This window comes from Belnapia sp. F-4-1 (genome assembly GCF_000802185.1).
Classification (GTDB): Bacteria; Pseudomonadota; Alphaproteobacteria; order Acetobacterales; family Acetobacteraceae; genus Belnapia.
In genome coordinates, this window is record NZ_KN676113.1 from 4,482,093 (window position 1) to 4,497,680 (window position 15,588).

Sequence of the window (15,588 nt, forward strand, 5' to 3'; positions counted from 1 at the left end):
ATGCTCGTCGATAGCCATTGCCATCTCGACTACTTCACTGAGGCCGAGATCGAAGGGATCGTTGGCCGGGCCCGCGAGGCGGGCGTCGGCCTGCTGGTCACCATCGGCGTGCGGGTCGGCCAGGCGGCGGCGGTGAAGGCGCTGGCCGAGCGGTTCCCGGATGTCTGGGGCACGGTCGGCGTGCATCCGCACAATGCGGGCGAGCCCGAGGGGCTGCCGACGGTCGAGGAGATCGTCGCCTTGGCCGACCACCCACGCATCATCGGCATCGGCGAGAGCGGGCTCGACTATTTCTACGATAAATCGCCCCGCGAGATGCAGCAGGAAGGGTTTCGCCGGCATATCCGGGCGGCGCGGCTGGCCGGGCTGCCGCTGGCCATCCATGCCAGGCAGGCGGATGAGGACATCATCCGCATCCTCCGCGAGGAGCACGAGGCTGGCGGCGATTTCGACTTCCTGCTGCACTGCTTCTCCTCAGGCGCCGAGCTGGCGCGGCAGGCGGTGGCGATGGGCGGCTATGTTTCCTTCTCCGGCATCCTGACCTTCCCGAAATCGCCGGAGATCCGGGCGGTGGCAGCCGAGCTGCCGGCTGACCGGCTGCTGGTGGAGACGGACAGCCCCTATCTCGCCCCGGTGCCGCTGCGCGGAAAGCGGTGCGAGCCGGCCTATGTGGCGCATACCGCGCGCGTCCTGGCCGAGGCTCGCGGCCTCAGTGGGGCTGAGGTCGAGGCGCTGACCACGGCGAATTTCCGCCGCCTGTTCCGCAAGGTCGCCTGAGCCGTGCTGCGGGTCACCATCCTTGGCTGCGGCGGCTCCGGCGGTGTGCCGCTGATCGGCGGGGCAGGCGAGGGCGGTGAGTGGGGTGAATGCGACCCCGCCGAGCCACGCAACCGGCGCACCCGGACCTCTGCCCTGATCGAGGGGCCGGAGGGCGAGCGGCTGCTGGTCGATGCCGGGCCGGACCTGCGGCAGCAGCTGCTAGCGGTCGGCGCCGGGCGGCTGGATGCAATCCTCTTCACCCACGCCCATGCCGACCACTGCCTCGGCATCGACGACCTGCGGCAGGTGAACCGCATTACCGGCCGGGCGCTCGACGCGTACGGAACGCGAACGACCTTGCAGAAGCTGGATGACCGGTTCGACTACGCCTTCATCGGCCCGACTCCGCCATTCTTCTACCGGCCGGCGCTCGAGGGCCGGCGCATCGCCTATGGCGACCGCTTCGAGGCGGCCGGCCTCGCAGTGGAGGTGTTCCGCCAGGACCATGGGGTGATGGACACGCTCGGCCTCCGCATCGGCCGCTTCGCCTATTCGACGGATGTGGTGATGCTGCCGGAGGAGAGCATGCCGGCGCTGGAGGGGCTGGATACCTGGGTGGTCGGCTGCTTCCAGCGCGGGCCGCACAAGGTCCACGCCAACCTGTCGCAGGTGCTCGAATGGGTGGAGCGGCTAAAGCCGCGGCGGACGGTGCTGACGCATATGGGCACCGCGATGGACTATGCGACGCTGAAGCGGGAGTTACCGCCGCATATTGAGCCGGCGCATGACGGGCTGGTGCTGGAAGTCCCGCTGGACTGAGGTCTTCGCACCACAGCGTGCTGCGCGGAAACCACGGTCAACTGGCTGAACGTACTGCCCACAGGCTTAGCCACAGCCTTATCCCCAGCTCTTTTTTTTCCATAATATATCTTATCCAACAATAATGGTTGTGGACAAAGCCTGGGGACAAACCCGGCCCGTGCCCGCCCCCGCCCATTGCACCACCTTCCCCCATCTGCGACGGGAGCCTCCGACCGACCGAGGAGCCCGCGCCATGACTGATCAGCCGAAGTCCGAAGCCGCCCCCGAGGCCGCCCTTAGCCGCCTGCTCGCCATCATGGCCCAGCTACGCGCGCCGGACGGCTGCCCCTGGGATCAGGTCCAGGACTTCACCACCATCGCGCCCTATACCATCGAGGAAGCTTATGAAGTCGCCGACGCCATCCGCCATGGGCCGGACTTCGCGGCCCTGCAGGATGAGCTGGGCGACCTGCTCTTCCAGGTCGTCTACCACGCGCAGATGGCCTCGGAGCTTGGCCGTTTCGGCTTCGCCGATGTGGCGGAGACGATCAGCGAGAAGATGATCCGCCGCCACCCGCATGTCTTCGGTGAGGCCGCCGCCCGCGATGCCGTTGCCCAGACCGCCGCCTGGGAGGTGCAGAAAGCCGCCGAGCGCGCCGCGCGGGCCGAGACCGGCACGCTGGCGGGCGTGCCTGCCGGTCTCCCTGCCCTGACTCGGGCCGCCAAGCTGACCCGCCGGGCCGCCCGGGTCGGCTTCGACTGGCCGGATGCCGCCGCGGTGCTCGACAAGCTGGAGGAGGAAGCGGCCGAGCTGCGGGCCGAACTGCCCGGCGCCGACCCGGCGCGGCTGGCCGATGAGGTGGGCGACCTGCTCTTTGTTCTCGCCAACCTGGCACGGAAGCTGGATCTCGATGCCGAGGAATGCCTGCGCAGCGCCAATGCCAAATTCGAACGCCGCTTCCAGGGCGTCGAGGCGCGGCTGGCGCGGCGCGGACTGTCTCCGGCCGATGCATCTCTCGAGGTGATGGAAGCCGCGTGGCAGGCAGTAAAAACTGAGGAAAAACAGGATTGTAAATAGCTTCACAAGCGGCTTGAGCGCATCATTGCTAGCACCGGAAAGGCTTTCACACCGTTATGTCAAATATTTACACACGCAGTGAAGGCTTTTCGCGGGCGCTAAGCGCCAGTTCAGGCAGCAAAGAACTTTTCAAGAACTAATCGGAAACGCCGAGGAGCGGCCCGCTTAGCGGGCCGCTCCAGCCCGTGGATTATCTGGTCGGGGTAGGCGTTAGCCCCTCGCCCGCACCGTCTCCGGCAGCGGGATGAACTCCACCGAGTCGGTGGGGACCTTGGGGAAGCGGCTAGCCTGCCAGTCCTCCTTCGCCTGCTGGATGCGGTCATGCGAGGAGGAGACGAAATTCCAGAAAACGTAGCGTGGCCCGTCCATTGCTGCCCCGCCCAGCAGCAGCAGGCGCGCCCCTTCCGGCCCGGCCCGGAGCGCGAGGCCGGAACGCGGATGGAAGACCAGCATCCGCCCCGCCTCGTGCCGATCCTCGCCGACCGTCACGGCACCCTCGACCACATAGGCGGCGCGCTCCTCATGCCGGTCGGGCATCGGCACCACCGCCCCCGGCGCCAGCACAGCATCGGCATAGAAGAGCGGCGAGGAGACGGCGACCGGTGCCTTCATACCCCAGCCCTCGCCCGCGATCAGGCGGAGCCGCAGCCCGTCCTCTTCCACCAGCGGCAAGGTTGCCGCTGAATGGTGAGCGAAATCCGGGGAGGTTTCCTCGGCTTCCTTCGGCAGGGCGACCCAGGACTGGATGCCAGCCATCCGCCGCCGCACTTGCCGGCTCTCGGCGCTGCTGCGCTCGGAATGGGTGATGCCCTTCCCCGCCGTCATCCAGTTCACGTCGCCGGGCACGATCGCCAGGTCGGAGCCGAGGCTGTCGCGGTGCTGGATCGAACCCTCGAAGAGATAGGTCACGGTGGAGAGGCCGATATGCGGGTGCGGCCGCACGTCGAGCCCGGTGCCTTCGAGGAATTCGCCGGGCCCCATCTCGTCGAAGAAGATGAAGGGCCCGACCATCTGGCGCTCCTTGGCCGGCAGGGCACGGCGGACTTCGAAGCCGCCCACGTCATGGGAGCGCGGCAGGATGACGAGGGCGGGCGCGGTATCGGACATGGCAGGATCTCCTCGGTTTCGGCCGGGAGACTAGATCAGGATGCGCGATCGCAGGATCACGGATCCTGATTTTACTCATCCATCTGGCGCATGATCCGCGCCTCAAGCCGTGCCGGCGCTACTCCGCCAGCAAGGCCTCCCGCAACGCCTCCCATCCCGCACGGTCGGGAGCGAGGATGAGGCCGCCGGTCATCGTCAGCGGGCCGTACGGTGTGCCGTCGAAGCGGGCGGCATAGCCCCCGGCCTCGCGGTGCAGCAGCCAGCCGGGCGCGTGGTCCCAGGGCATCAGCTTGTTGTAGACCAGCGCATGGGCATGGCCGCCGGCCACCAGCCGGTACTCATGCGCAGCACAGCGGAAGTTGACCGTCGCCGCCAGCTGCGGCAGCCGCGAGGCGACGCGGCTCTTCAGCGGCTCCGGCATGTAGCCCCAGGAGACGCCAGCGACCATCCGTCCGACCGGCACCGGTGCCGCCACCCGCAGCGCGGCCCGGTGGCCGTCCGGCGCCTCGATCCAGGCCCCCTCCCCGCGCAGCGCCATGGCGGTATCGTCGCCGAGCGGGTCGTGGATCCAGCTGGCGACGATCTCACCGCGGATGATCGCGGCCGCCATGCAGCCGAAGACCGGCAGGCCGGCAGCGAAATTGGCGGTACCGTCCACCGGGTCGACGACGAAGGCGAGGTCGGCCCCGGCCAGCCGGCCGAGCACGGCAGGGTCGGCCGCCGTCGCCTCCTCGCCGACCACGACGCAGCCGGGGAAGCGGGCTTGGAGCCCGGCGGTGATGACGCGCTCCGCCGCCTCGTCGGCATCGGTGACGAGGTCGAGCGGCCCGCTCTTCGCCCGCACCGCGCCGGCGGCGAGGCGGCGGAAGCGCGGCAGGATTTCCGCCTCCGTCGCCTGGCGGAGCAGAGCCGCGACATCGGCCATCGCCCGGCTGTCGAGCTGCCCGGTCACGCGGAGGGCTGCTCGAAGCGGGCGCGGTCGGTCGGCGAGAGGCGCACGGTCACCTGGACATCCTCCTCGGTATCGGCACGCTCGATCACCTCGCCATGGCGGTAGAGCCAGGCGAGGCGCGCCCCGTCCCCCGAGGGGATGGCGTAGCGCACCGTCTCCATGTTGGCCGAGAGCCGGGCGTCGAGCGCCTCCAGCAGCTGGGGCAAGCCCTCCCCGGTCAGGGCCGATACGGCGACGGCACCCTCGGCCGAGCCGCCGGGCACGGAACCAACTCCGCCCAGCAGGTCGGCCTTGTTCAGGACTTCCAGCACCCGCCGCTGCCACCCTTCGTCGAGCGGGGCGTTGGCGCCGGCCGCCATCTCCTCCAGCACGGAGAGCACATCGGCCCGCTGCGCCGCGGTGTCGGGATGGGCGACGTCGCGGACATGGAGGATGATATCGGCCGCCGCCACCTCCTCCAGCGTCGCCCGGAAGGCCTCGACCAGTTGGGTCGGCAGTTCGGAGATGAAGCCGACGGTGTCCGACAGGATGGCCCGCCGGCCGGAAGGCAGGCGGATGCCGCGCATGGTCGGGTCGAGCGTGGCGAAGAGCTGGTCCTGGGCGTAAACGCCGGCGCCGGTGAGCGCGTTGAACAGCGTCGACTTGCCGGCATTGGTGTAGCCGACGAGGGCGATGACCGGGTAGGGCACCTTCTCGCGCTGGCGCCGGTGCAGGCCGCGGGTGCGGCGGACCTGCTCCAGCTCCTTCTTCAGCTTCACCATGCGGTCGGTGATGAGCCGCCGGTCGATCTCGATCTGCGATTCGCCGGGGCCGCCGAGGAAGCCGAAGCCGCCGCGCTGGCGCTCGAGGTGGGTCCAGGACCGGACGAGGCGGGTGCGCTGGTAGTCGAGATGGGCGAGCTCGACCTGGAGCGAGCCCTCCTTGGTGCGGGCGCGCTCGCCAAAGATCTCAAGGATCAGCCCGGTGCGGTCGATGACCTTGCAGCGCCACTCGCGCTCCAGGTTGCGCTGCTGCACCGGCGAGAGCGCGGCATCGACCACGACAAGCGCCACGCGCTGGTCGTCGATCGCCTGCCGCGCCGCAGCGACCTGGCCCTCGCCCAGATAGGTGCTGGGGCGGCGCTCGCGCAGCGGGTAGATCGCTTGGTGGACGATGGTCACGCCGATGCTGGCGGCGAGGCCGACAGCCTCCGCCAGCCGGGCCTCCGCCGCGCGCGGCGCGGTGTCCTGCTGCGGGCCGAGGCCCCGCGGCTGGCGCTCATAAGGCAGGATGACGGCGGCCCTGGTGGGGCCGGTCTCGGTGCCGTCGCCCCGGTCGTTCGCTGGGGCCGGAAGCCCCGGTTCAATCTCCGCCGACAGGATTGGCCTCACGGTTCATGGTCAAGGTGTTGCCTTCGCGGCTCACCGTCGCCCCTTCACGGGCCGCTGCGGTGGCATCGAAGAGCTGGATCGGCGCACCCGGCATCACGGTGCTGATCGCATGCTTGTAGACCAATTGGGTATGACCGTCCCTGCGGAGAAGGACGGAGAAGTTATCGAACCAGGTAATAATTCCCTGAAGTTTGACGCCATTCACGAGGAAGATCGTGACTGGGGTCTTGCTCTTGCGAACGTGGTTCAGGAACACGTCCTGCACGTTCTGGGACTTCTCGGCTGCCACGGCAGGGTCCTTCTTGTTTTTCGCGGCCGCTCTGATCTGGCGGCGCGCCCGAGACGGGTCGCCCCGTCGGAGGGCGCACCATCCATCCTCGCACTGCCGTTTGCAAGGCAGGCCTGACCCCGCATCCGCGCATGGCGGCCAGGACTGCCGCCGCCCGGAGCATCAGCCCCGGCGGTCGCCTCGCAGATAGGCAGTGAGCGCCGATGCATCCGGAAAGGCAAGATCCGGCGCCGCCGCCGCCGGCCCGCCGTCATGCGCCGCATCGCCGAGCAGCACGGCGGTGCAGCCGGCCCGCCGCGCCGCCTCCATATCAAGCGCGGTGTCTCCGACATACCAGACCGAGCCGGCCGGGAGGCCGAGCGCCGGCAGCGCCATGCGGAAGGGCGCCGGGTCGGGCTTGTCCACCGCCGCATCCCCGGCGCCGACCAAGATGCGGAAGCGCGGCGCCCAGCCGAGATGCGCCGCCTCGGCCCGCAGCAAGGGCCCCTGCTTGTTGCTGATCACGCCCTGCGGCAGGCCCATCGCGGCAATGGCGGCGACCGCCTCGCCCGCGCCCGGCATCGGCGTCAGCACGGCCAGGTGGCGGGCGCGGACTTCTGCGTAGAAGAGGTCCCTCGCCTCCTCCCAGTTCTCGCCGAACATCTCGGGGAAGGTCTCGCGGAGGGAGCGGCGGACGCGGCCCCTCACCTCTTCCAGCGTCCAGCGCGGCAGGCCGAAGCGGTCGAATGCGGCGTTCAGCCCGGCGGCGATGGCGAGCCAGCCATCGACCAGGGTGTTGTCCCAGTCCCAGAGGATGCCCCTCGGGGTCACGCCGCGTTCCTCAGATCGCCCTTCACGTGCCGGGCGAAGAGGTCGAAGAGGCGCCGCACCACCGGCCCGACCTTGCCGTCACCGACCGGCTGGCCGTCGAGGGCGAGGATCGGCTTCACGAAGGAGGTCGCCGAGGTGAGGAATGCCTCGCGGGCACCCCTCGCCTCCTCCAGGCTGAACTCCCGCTCCTCGAAGCGGAGGCCGGCCGCCTGCATTTCGGCCATCAGCGCGGCGCGGGTGCAGCCGGGGAGGATGACATGGTCGAGTTGCCGGGTGACAATGGCGCCCTCGGCATCGACGATCCAGAAGGTGGTGGCGGCTCCCTCGGTCACCATCCCCGTCGCCTCGTCATAAAGGATGGCCTCGATAGCGCCTTGTTCCCGCGCCGTCTGGCGGGCCAGGCAATTGGGCAGCAGGTTGATCGACTTGATGTCCCGCCGCGCCCAGCGCAGGTCCGGCAGGGTGATGGCCTTGGCACCCCAGCCATCGACGCTCGCCGGGTAGGGAGCGATGCGCTTCACGGTGACGACCAGCGCCGGCGGCACCGGCACCCTCGGGAAGGCATGATCGCGCCGGGCCACGCCGCGCGTCACCTGCATGTAGAGCAGCCCCTCCGTGACCCGGTTTTGGCGGGCGACCTCGGCGAGGACATGGCGAAGGGCCGGGAGGCTCATCGGCATCGGCAGGCGGATCTCGCCGAGCGACCGCACCAGCCGGGCCAGGTGGCGCTCCTCGTCGATGAAGCGGCCGCCATGGAGGTGGACCACCTCATAGATGCCGTCGCCGAACTGGTAGCCGCGATCCTCGATATTCACCTCGGCCAGCCGCTGGGCGACATAGCGGCCGTTGACGTAAGCGATGCGCGACATGAAGGATCCCGGCTAGTTCGTTCCGTATTCTCTCACAGCGCCGGCCCGGCCGGCACCCGGTCCTCGGCATGGACGCCGAGGAATTTCAGCTTCCGGTGCAGAGCGCTCCGCTCCATGCCAACGAAATTGGCGGTGCGGCTGATATTGCCGCCGAAGCGCAGCAGCTGGGCTTCCAGATACTGCTTCTCGAACAGCTCGCGCGCCTCGCGCAACGGCAGGGTCATGATCTCGGAGCTGCGGTCGAGCTTCAGCATGGCCGGCGCTGCAGAGCCCACCTCGGGCGGCAGCATCTCGGCGCGGATCGGCTCGCGCGCCTCGCCCGGCGCCATGATGAGCAGCCAGTCGATGAGGTTGCGCAACTGCCGGACATTGCCCGGCCAGTCATAGGCCTGGAGGGCTGCCATCGCGTCCTCGGCCAGCTCCCGCGGCGGCATGCCGGAGGTCGCGCCCGAGCGGGTCATGAAGTGGCGGGCCAGCGCCGGCACGTCCTCCCGCCGCTCGCGCAGCGCCGGGATGCGCAGCGGCACCACGGCGAGGCGGTAGTAGAGGTCCTCACGGAACCGCCCGGCGGCGATCTCGCCCTGGAGGTCGCGGTTGGTGGTGGCGATGACGCGGACATCGACCTTCACCCGGGTCGCGCCGCCGATTCGCTCGAAGCCTTGCTCCTGCAGGGCGCGGACGATCTTGCCCTGGGTCTCGAGCGGCATGTCGGCCACCTCGTCCAGCAACAGCGTCCCATTGTGGGCGCGCTCCAGCACGCCGGCGCGGCGCGGCGCGGCCTGGGCATCGGCGCCCGCCTCCATGCCGAACAGCTCCTCCTCGAAACGGGCCGGATTCAGCGTGGCGCAGTTGAGGGCGACGAAGGGGCCGTCGTTGCGGCGGGAGCGGGCATGGATCATCCGCGCCACCACCTCCTTGCCCGCCCCGGCGGGACCCGCGATGAGCACCCGGCTGCCGGTCGGCGCCACCCGCTCGATCGCGGCGCGGAGCTGAGCGAGGCTGGCGGAACTGCCGACCAGCTCCGTCTCCGGCCCGGCGCGGAGGCGCAGCTCGGAATTCTCCCGCCGCAGACGGGCCGCCTCCAGCGCGCGGGCGACCACCAGCAGCAACCGGTCGGAGTTGAAGGGCTTCTCGATGAAGTCGTAGGCGCCCTGCTGGATCGCTCGCACCGCCGTCTCGATCGTCCCATGGCCGGAGATCATGACGACGGGAATCTGCGGCTCCTCCTTGTGGAGCTCCGCCAGGATGCCGAGCCCGTCCAGCTTCGAATTCTGCAGCCAGATGTCGAGCACCACCATGGACGGCCGGCGGTGCTTGAAGGCCGCCAGCGCCTGGTCGGAATTCGCCGCCTGCCGCGTCTCGTAGCCTTCGTCCGAGAGGATGCCCTCGATCAGCGCCCGGATGTCCGGCTCGTCATCCACGATCAGGATTTCATGCGCCATGCGCGCGCCTCATGCTGCCATCCGGCCAGGGGTCCAGTGTCTCGCGTTCCGTGCCGGCCGGGCGCTCCGCCATGCGGTCGGCCCCGGGTCGCCACGGCAGGGTAAGAACGGCCCGGGCCCCACCGCGCCCCGAGCCGGCCTCGTGGGGACGGTCCTCCAACCCCAGCCTGCCCCCATGGTCCTCCATGATCTTCTTCACGATGGCAAGGCCGAGGCCGGTTCCTTTCGGTTTGTGGGTGACATAAGGCTCGGTGAGCCTGTCCCGCTCATCCCCCTGGGGCAGGCCGATTCCATCATCCTCGATCGCGATGGCGACACTTTCCTCGCCCTGCTCGATGCGCACGGTGATGTGTCCGAGGGTCTGGCCGGGCTCGGCCTCCTGCTCCCCTTGGACCTCCCGCTCCGCCTGGGCCCGCATGGTGACGGCGTCCGCCGCGTTCATCAGCAGGTTGGTCAGCGCCTGGCCGAGCAGACGGCGGTCGCAGGCGACGAGCGGGCCGCGCACCCCCTCCGGCAGCTCGACATGGTAGCGGATGCTGGGATGCGCGTCCCGTTGCAGCACCAGCGCCTCGCGCAGCACCTGGGAAAGGTCCTCCGGCCGGATCACCGGCTGCGGCATGCGGGCGAAGGCGGAGAACTCGTCCACCATCCGGCCGATATCGCCGACCTGGCGAACGATCGTATCGGTGCAGGCAACGAAGGTTTCAGGGTCGTTGCTGATCTGCTTCAGGTAGCGCCGCTTCAGCCGCTCGGCCGAGAGCTGGATCGGGGTCAGCGGGTTCTTGATTTCATGCGCGATGCGCCGCGCCACATCGGCCCATGCGGCCTTGCGTTGGGCGGAAAGCAGTTCGGTGATGTCGTCGAAGGTAAGGACGAAGCCGGCGAGTTCTCCCTGCCCGCCCGCCTGCCGCTCCTCGCCGATCTGGGCGAGCAGGGTCCGGCGGTTGCTGGGCGGGCCGATGCGGATCTCGGCGGTGCGTTCGGCACCGGCGGCAAGCAGCGGGGCGAATTCCGGCACCGCCTCCGCCATCGGGCGCCCGATGGCCGAGTCGAGGTCGATGCCGAGCAGCTCACTCGCCCGCCGGTTCGGCAGGTTGATCCGCCCATCCGTTTCAAGGCCGATGACGCCGGCCGAGACGCCGGCCAGCACCGTCTCGGTGAAGCGCCGCCGTTCGTCGATCTGGCGGTAGGCCTGCAGCAGCTCCGAGCGCTGCGCCGCGAGCTGGTTGGTCATGCGGTTGAAGGCGCGGGCGAGGCTGGCGATCTCCTCGTCCGCCGCGCCTTCCTCGACGCGGGTGGCGAGGTCGCCCCCCCTTACCCGCTCGGCGGCGACGATCAGCCGCCCGATCGGCCGCGCCAGCTGGTTGGCGAGCACGAGGCCGATCAGCACCGCCGCCAGCAGCACCAGCAGCGCTGCGATGGCGAAGATCATGACGAAGGTGATCTGGAGACCGGAGCGGTTGTTGTCGAGCTCGACATACTCTGCCACCGCCTTCTCGACCGAGCGCTGGTGCGCCAGCACCGTGGCGTCGAGCGGGCGGCCGATCAGCAGCATCCAGCCCTCGCCGAAATCGAGCGCGACCACGGCCCGCACGCGGTCCTCGGCCGGCAGCACGGCGACCTCGCCGAGCCGGGCCTGTGCGATGGCATCCTCGGGCGGCGGGTCGAGGGTGAAGCTTGTCGTATAGCCGGCATGCGCCACGACCTGCTGGGTCGCTGGGTCGAAGACGACCGCCTCGGTCAGGTTGCGCAGCGCGGTATGCGTCGCCAGCACGCGGGCGAAGGCAAGGCCGTTGTCAGGCAGCAGCACCCGGGCGCGGGAAAGGTCGGCGGACATCGCCAGCGCATCGCCGCGGATGGTGTTGCGGTGCTCCTCCAGATAGCCGCGGCTGGCCTGGAGGCTGGCCTCCAGCGCCGTCCGCACCCGATCGCTGAACCAGGTCTCTATGCCGAGGTTGAAGAACAGCGCGGCGAAGGCGGCCACCAGCATGGCCGGCACCACGGCGACGACGCCGAAGAGCAGCACGAGCCGCACATGCAGGCGCGAGCCGGCGGAACCCCGCCGCCGCTCCGCCCAGACCCGCACCAGCCGGCCCGCCAGCGAGGCCATCAGCAGCAGCAGCACCGCGGCGTTGACCAGTACCAGCCCGACCACGGCGCCGGGCTTGGTGGGGCCGAGCGGGCTGCCGTCCGACAGCACGGAGAAGGTTGCGATGCCGAGCAGCAGGGCGCTGACCGCAAGGCCGAGGGTCATTCCCCGGCCCAGCAGCACGTCGGCGATGCGGCGGGGCAGGCCGCGCTGGCGCGGCTCGCCGAGGGTCATCAGCCGAGCCCGCGCACCACGGGCAGGTCGAGCTCGCGGATCTTCTTCCGCAACGTGTTGCGGTTGAGGCCGAGCATCGCCGCCGCCTTGATCTGGTTGCCGCGCGTGGCGCCGAGGACGAGGCGGAGCAAGGGCCGCTCCACCTCGGCGAGGACCCGGTCATAGAGGTCGCGCACCGGCAGCCCGTCCTTGTGGGCGGCGACGAAGGCCTTCAGGTGGCGCTCCACCGCCTGTTCCAGCGTCTCCGGGCGGCGGAGGCCGGTCTCGGCCGGGGGCTCGGCCTCCGACAGCTCGGAGCCGACGGCCTCGGCATCGATCGTCTCCTGCGGGTAGAGGGCCGCGAGGCGGCGCATCAGGTTCTCGAGCTCGCGGGCATTGCCGGGCCAGGCATGGCCCTTCAGCCGCTCCACCGCCTCCGAGCTGAGCTGCTTCATCGGCAGGCCGGAGGCACGGGCGCGCTCGAGGAAGTGGCGGGCGAGCAGCGGGATGTCCTCCATCCGCTCGCGCAAGGGGGGCAGGCGGATGGGAACGACGTTGAGACGGTAGAACAGGTCCTCGCGGAAGAGCCCCTGGCGGATGGACTGGCGCAGGTCCCGGTGGGTAGCGGCCACGATGCGGACATTCGCCTTGATCGGGTTGCGGCCGCCGACGGTGGTGAACTCGCCCTCCTGGAGGACGCGCAGCAGGCGGGTCTGCGCCTCGGGCGGCATGTCGCCGATCTCGTCGAGGAAGAGGGTGCCGCCGGCAGCCTGCTCGAAGCGGCCGATGCCACGGTTCAGCGCGCCGGTGAAGGCGCCGCGCTCATGGCCGAAGAGCTCGCTCTCGATCAGCTCGCGCGGGATGGCTGCCATGTTGATGGCGACGAAGGGGCCGCCGCGACGGCGGCCGTAGTCGTGCAGGGCGCGGGCGACCAGCTCCTTGCCGGTGCCGGACTCGCCGGTGATCATCACCGTCAGGTCCGTCGTCGTGAGGCGGGCAACGGTGCGGTAGATCTCCTGCATGGCCGGGCTGCGGCCGACCAGCGGCAGGCGCTCCTCCGGCTCCTCATCCTCGGCGGGCGCGGGGGCCTGGGGGACGGCAAGCGCGCGTTCGACGACGGCCAGCAGCTCCTTCAGGTCGAAGGGCTTGGGCAGGTACTCGAAGGCGCCGCGTTGGGCGGCCTTCAGCGCCGTCATGAAGGTCGATTGCGCCGACATCACCACGACGCGCATCTCGGGGCGGATGCGCTTGATGCGGGGAACGAGGTCGAGGCCGTTCTCGTCCGGCATCACCACGTCGGTGATGACGAGGTCGCCCTCGCCATCCTCCACCCAGCGCCAGAGGGTCGAGGCGGAGGAGGTGGCACGCACCTGATAGCCGGAGCGGCCCAGGGCCTGGCTGAGGACGGTGCGGATCGCCCGGTCGTCATCGGCGATGAGGATGGTGCGGCTGTCGCTCATGAACGGTCCATCGGATGGGAGTCGAGGCGCAGCCCCGCAGGCGGCATGGCCAGCGACAGGCGGAAGCTGGTGCGGCCGGGGCGGCTGTCGCATTCGATCAGCCCGCCCTGGTCGGCGACCAGCTTGGCGACGAGGGCGAGGCCAAGCCCCTGCCCGCCCCGCTTGGTGGTAACGAAGGGCTCGAAGAGGGTGGCGCGCACCGCCTCCGGGATGCCGGGGCCGTTGTCGCGCACGATCACCTGGAGCGGCACATGCACCCGCTCCTTGCTGCCGGGCACGGCGATGCGGACGCCGTGGTGGTAGGCGGTGGCGAGGACGATCTCGCCGCCGAGCGGGTCGACCGCCTCGGCGGCGTTCTTCACGAGGTTCAGCAGGATCTGCACGAGCTGGTCGCGGTTGCCCCAGACCGGGGGCAGCGAGGGGTCGTAATCCTCGACGATACGGAGATGCGCGGCGAAGCCGGTCTGCGCCACACGCCGCACATGGTCGAGCACCTGATGGATGTTGACCGGGGCCAGCTCCACAGGACGGTCGGAGAACATGTCCATCCGGTCGACCAGGTTGCGGATTCGGTCCGCCTCGTCCTGGATGAGCTGGCAGAGCTCGCGGTCGGGCTCGGAGGCGCCCTGCTCCAGGAGCTGCGCGGCGCCGCGGATACCCGAGAGCGGGTTCTTCACCTCATGGGCGAGCATCTCCGCCATGGCGGAGGTGCCGCGGGCGGCGCCGAGGAAGTTCAGCTGACGGTTCATCATCTGCGCCGTCGAGCCGTCCTGCAGCGTCAGGACCACGGCGCCGGGCATCTCGGGCAGCGGGGCGCCATGGGCGGCGACGCCGCGGCGGTTGAGGCGGGGGCTGTCGAGCACCAGGTCATGGTCGGAAACCGGCGCTTCATGCTGTCGGACCTGGTCGAGCAGGGCAAAGAGCCGGCTGTCCGGCGGCAACAGGTCGCCGAGCCGGAGCACGGCGAGAGAGGCGAAGGAGAGCTGGAAGAACAGCTCCGCCGCCTGGTTGGCATAGCGGAAACGGTCCTCGGCATCGATCACCACCGCCGGCATGGGAAGCGCGGCGAGGATGGCGGCGAAATCCGGCAGCGGGGTGCTGCGGATCGGCAGGGGCGCGATCCGGGCGCGGGCGGCGAGGCTGTTCATGCCGCGATCCGCTCCAGCCCCTGGGCGTGGAAGCGGGCGCGGGCGGCTTCCAGCCCGAGATCGAGCAGCGGCCGGTAGAAGCCCTCGATCAGCCGGATGACCTCCGCCGCCGTCTCCACTTGGTTGACCTGCGAGCGGAACTCAGCCGAGCCGGGCAGGCCTTTCGAATACCAAGCAATATGCTTGCGGGCGAGGCGGAGGCCGGTCTGGGTGCCGTGATGCGAGAGCATGTCGGCATAGTGCTCCAGCAGGATGGCGAGTTGCTCGGCGAGGCTGGGCTCGGCCGGGGTCTCGCCGGTGTGGAGGTAATGGGCGACCTGGCGAGGCAGCCAGGGACGGCCGTAGCAGCCGCGGCCGATCATCACCCCGTCGGCGCCCGAGAGGCGCAGCGCCTCGGCGGCGTGCTCGGGGGTCAGGATGTCGCCATTGGCGAGGACGGGGATGGAGACGGCTTCCTTCACCCCGCGGATGAAGGCCCAGTCGGCCTTGCCCGTGTAGAGCATCTGCCGGGTGCGGCCGTGGATGGTCACCAGGCGGATGCCGCAGGACTCGGCGATGCGGGCGAGGTTTGGGGCGTTGAGCGAGCTGTGGTCCCAGCCCATGCGCATCTTGAGGGTGACGGGGACGCCGACCGCCTTCACCACCGCCTCGAGGATGGCGGCGGCGCGAACCTCGTCGCGCATCAGGGCGCTGCCAGCCTGCTGGCCGAGGGCGACCTTCTTCACCGGGCAGCCAAAATTGATGTCGATGATGGCAGCGCCGCGGTCGGCGGCGAGCTTCGCCGCCTCGGCCATGACCGAGGGCTCGCAGCCGGCGAGTTGAACGGCGGAGGGGGCGCCGAAGCCATCGACCTCGGCCATCTTCAGCGTTTGCCGGTTCTCACGGACCATGGCCTGGGAGGCGATCATCTCGCTTACCACCATGCCCGTGCCGAGGCGGCGGGCGAGGCGCCGGAAGGGCAGATCCGTCACGCCGGACATGGGGGCAAGATAGACGGGCGTGTCGATCCGGACATCGCCGACCAGGATGGACGGCAAACCGCCCGATTCCGGGGCATTCAGCGCCGGACGGGCCTGAGACTCGGGCATGGTCATGCTCATGATTTGGGCAAACTAGGCGAAGTGCGGCGCCTCGGCAACGCCCGCCAGGGCCTATCGCCGAGAAACGTACCAATTTTTGCTGCGCTGCGCTTCTGGGCTAG

At 69.9% G+C, this 15,588-nt stretch carries 14 protein-coding genes; 3 read left to right on the forward strand and 11 right to left on the reverse strand.

Annotation, left to right across the window (positions count from 1 at the left end):
* The 3 genes from LH62_RS21145 (at position 1) to mazG (ending at position 2,638) form a co-directional block, all read left to right on the forward strand.
* A complete protein-coding gene (locus tag LH62_RS21145; RefSeq protein WP_043364025.1) occupies positions 1-777 on the forward strand; it encodes a TatD family hydrolase in 777 nt (258 codons plus the stop codon).
* Positions 778-783: 6 nt separating this feature from the next.
* Positions 784-1,578, forward strand: a complete 795-nt coding sequence (locus LH62_RS21150) for an MBL fold metallo-hydrolase (RefSeq protein WP_043366313.1) — start codon at positions 784-786, stop codon at positions 1,576-1,578.
* A 235-nt stretch (positions 1,579-1,813) separates the two neighbouring features.
* Complete coding sequence (gene mazG / locus LH62_RS21155) at positions 1,814-2,638, forward strand: nucleoside triphosphate pyrophosphohydrolase (protein ID WP_043364027.1); 825 nt, start codon at positions 1,814-1,816, stop codon at positions 2,636-2,638.
* Between the two features lie 210 nt (positions 2,639-2,848).
* On the opposite strand, the gene LH62_RS21160 is transcribed toward mazG, so the two are convergent.
* The 11 genes from LH62_RS21160 to dusB all read right to left on the reverse strand — a co-directional run bounded on the left by LH62_RS21160 (position 2,849) and on the right by dusB (position 15,475).
* Positions 2,849-3,745 (reverse strand): pirin family protein, encoded by an 897-nt coding sequence (locus tag LH62_RS21160; protein WP_043364028.1) that lies wholly within the window; start codon positions 3,743-3,745, stop codon positions 2,849-2,851.
* A 118-nt stretch (positions 3,746-3,863) separates the two neighbouring features.
* Entirely contained in the window at positions 3,864-4,670 is an 807-nt protein-coding gene (locus tag LH62_RS21165) for an inositol monophosphatase family protein (protein ID WP_043366314.1), read from the reverse strand.
* A 23-nt stretch (positions 4,671-4,693) separates the two neighbouring features.
* The gene (gene hflX / locus LH62_RS21170; protein ID WP_052215034.1) at positions 4,694-6,043 is read right to left on the reverse strand and encodes a GTPase HflX; all 1,350 of its coding nucleotides are present in this window, start codon (positions 6,041-6,043) and stop codon (positions 4,694-4,696) included.
* The gene (gene hfq / locus LH62_RS21175) at positions 6,039-6,356 is read right to left on the reverse strand and encodes an RNA chaperone Hfq (RefSeq protein ID WP_043335638.1); all 318 of its coding nucleotides are present in this window, start codon (positions 6,354-6,356) and stop codon (positions 6,039-6,041) included. The genes hflX and hfq overlap by 5 nt, the downstream gene beginning before the upstream one ends.
* A 162-nt stretch (positions 6,357-6,518) precedes the next feature.
* On the reverse strand, positions 6,519-7,166 hold the full coding sequence (locus LH62_RS21180; protein ID WP_043364030.1) for an HAD family hydrolase: 648 nt from the start codon (positions 7,164-7,166) through the stop codon (positions 6,519-6,521).
* Entirely contained in the window at positions 7,163-8,035 is an 873-nt protein-coding gene (locus LH62_RS21185; protein WP_043364032.1) for a D-amino-acid transaminase, read from the reverse strand. Before LH62_RS21185 ends, LH62_RS21180 begins: the two co-directional genes overlap by 4 nt.
* A gap of 32 nt (positions 8,036-8,067) precedes the next feature.
* A complete protein-coding gene (locus tag LH62_RS21190) occupies positions 8,068-9,477 on the reverse strand; it encodes a sigma-54 dependent transcriptional regulator (RefSeq protein ID WP_043364034.1) in 1,410 nt (469 codons plus the stop codon).
* Positions 9,467-11,800 (reverse strand): PAS domain-containing sensor histidine kinase, encoded by a 2,334-nt coding sequence (locus LH62_RS21195; RefSeq protein ID WP_082012707.1) that lies wholly within the window; start codon positions 11,798-11,800, stop codon positions 9,467-9,469. The genes LH62_RS21190 and LH62_RS21195 overlap by 11 nt, the downstream gene beginning before the upstream one ends.
* Positions 11,800-13,239 (reverse strand): nitrogen regulation protein NR(I), encoded by a 1,440-nt coding sequence (ntrC, locus tag LH62_RS21200; RefSeq protein WP_043364036.1) that lies wholly within the window; start codon positions 13,237-13,239, stop codon positions 11,800-11,802. The genes LH62_RS21195 and ntrC overlap by 1 nt, the downstream gene beginning before the upstream one ends.
* Entirely contained in the window at positions 13,236-14,387 is a 1,152-nt protein-coding gene (locus LH62_RS21205) for a nitrogen regulation protein NR(II) (protein ID WP_043364038.1), read from the reverse strand. Before LH62_RS21205 ends, ntrC begins: the two co-directional genes overlap by 4 nt.
* A complete protein-coding gene (gene dusB, locus LH62_RS21210) occupies positions 14,384-15,475 on the reverse strand; it encodes a tRNA dihydrouridine synthase DusB (RefSeq protein WP_236552598.1) in 1,092 nt (363 codons plus the stop codon). Before dusB ends, LH62_RS21205 begins: the two co-directional genes overlap by 4 nt.
* Positions 15,476-15,588: the final 113 nt, after the last annotated feature.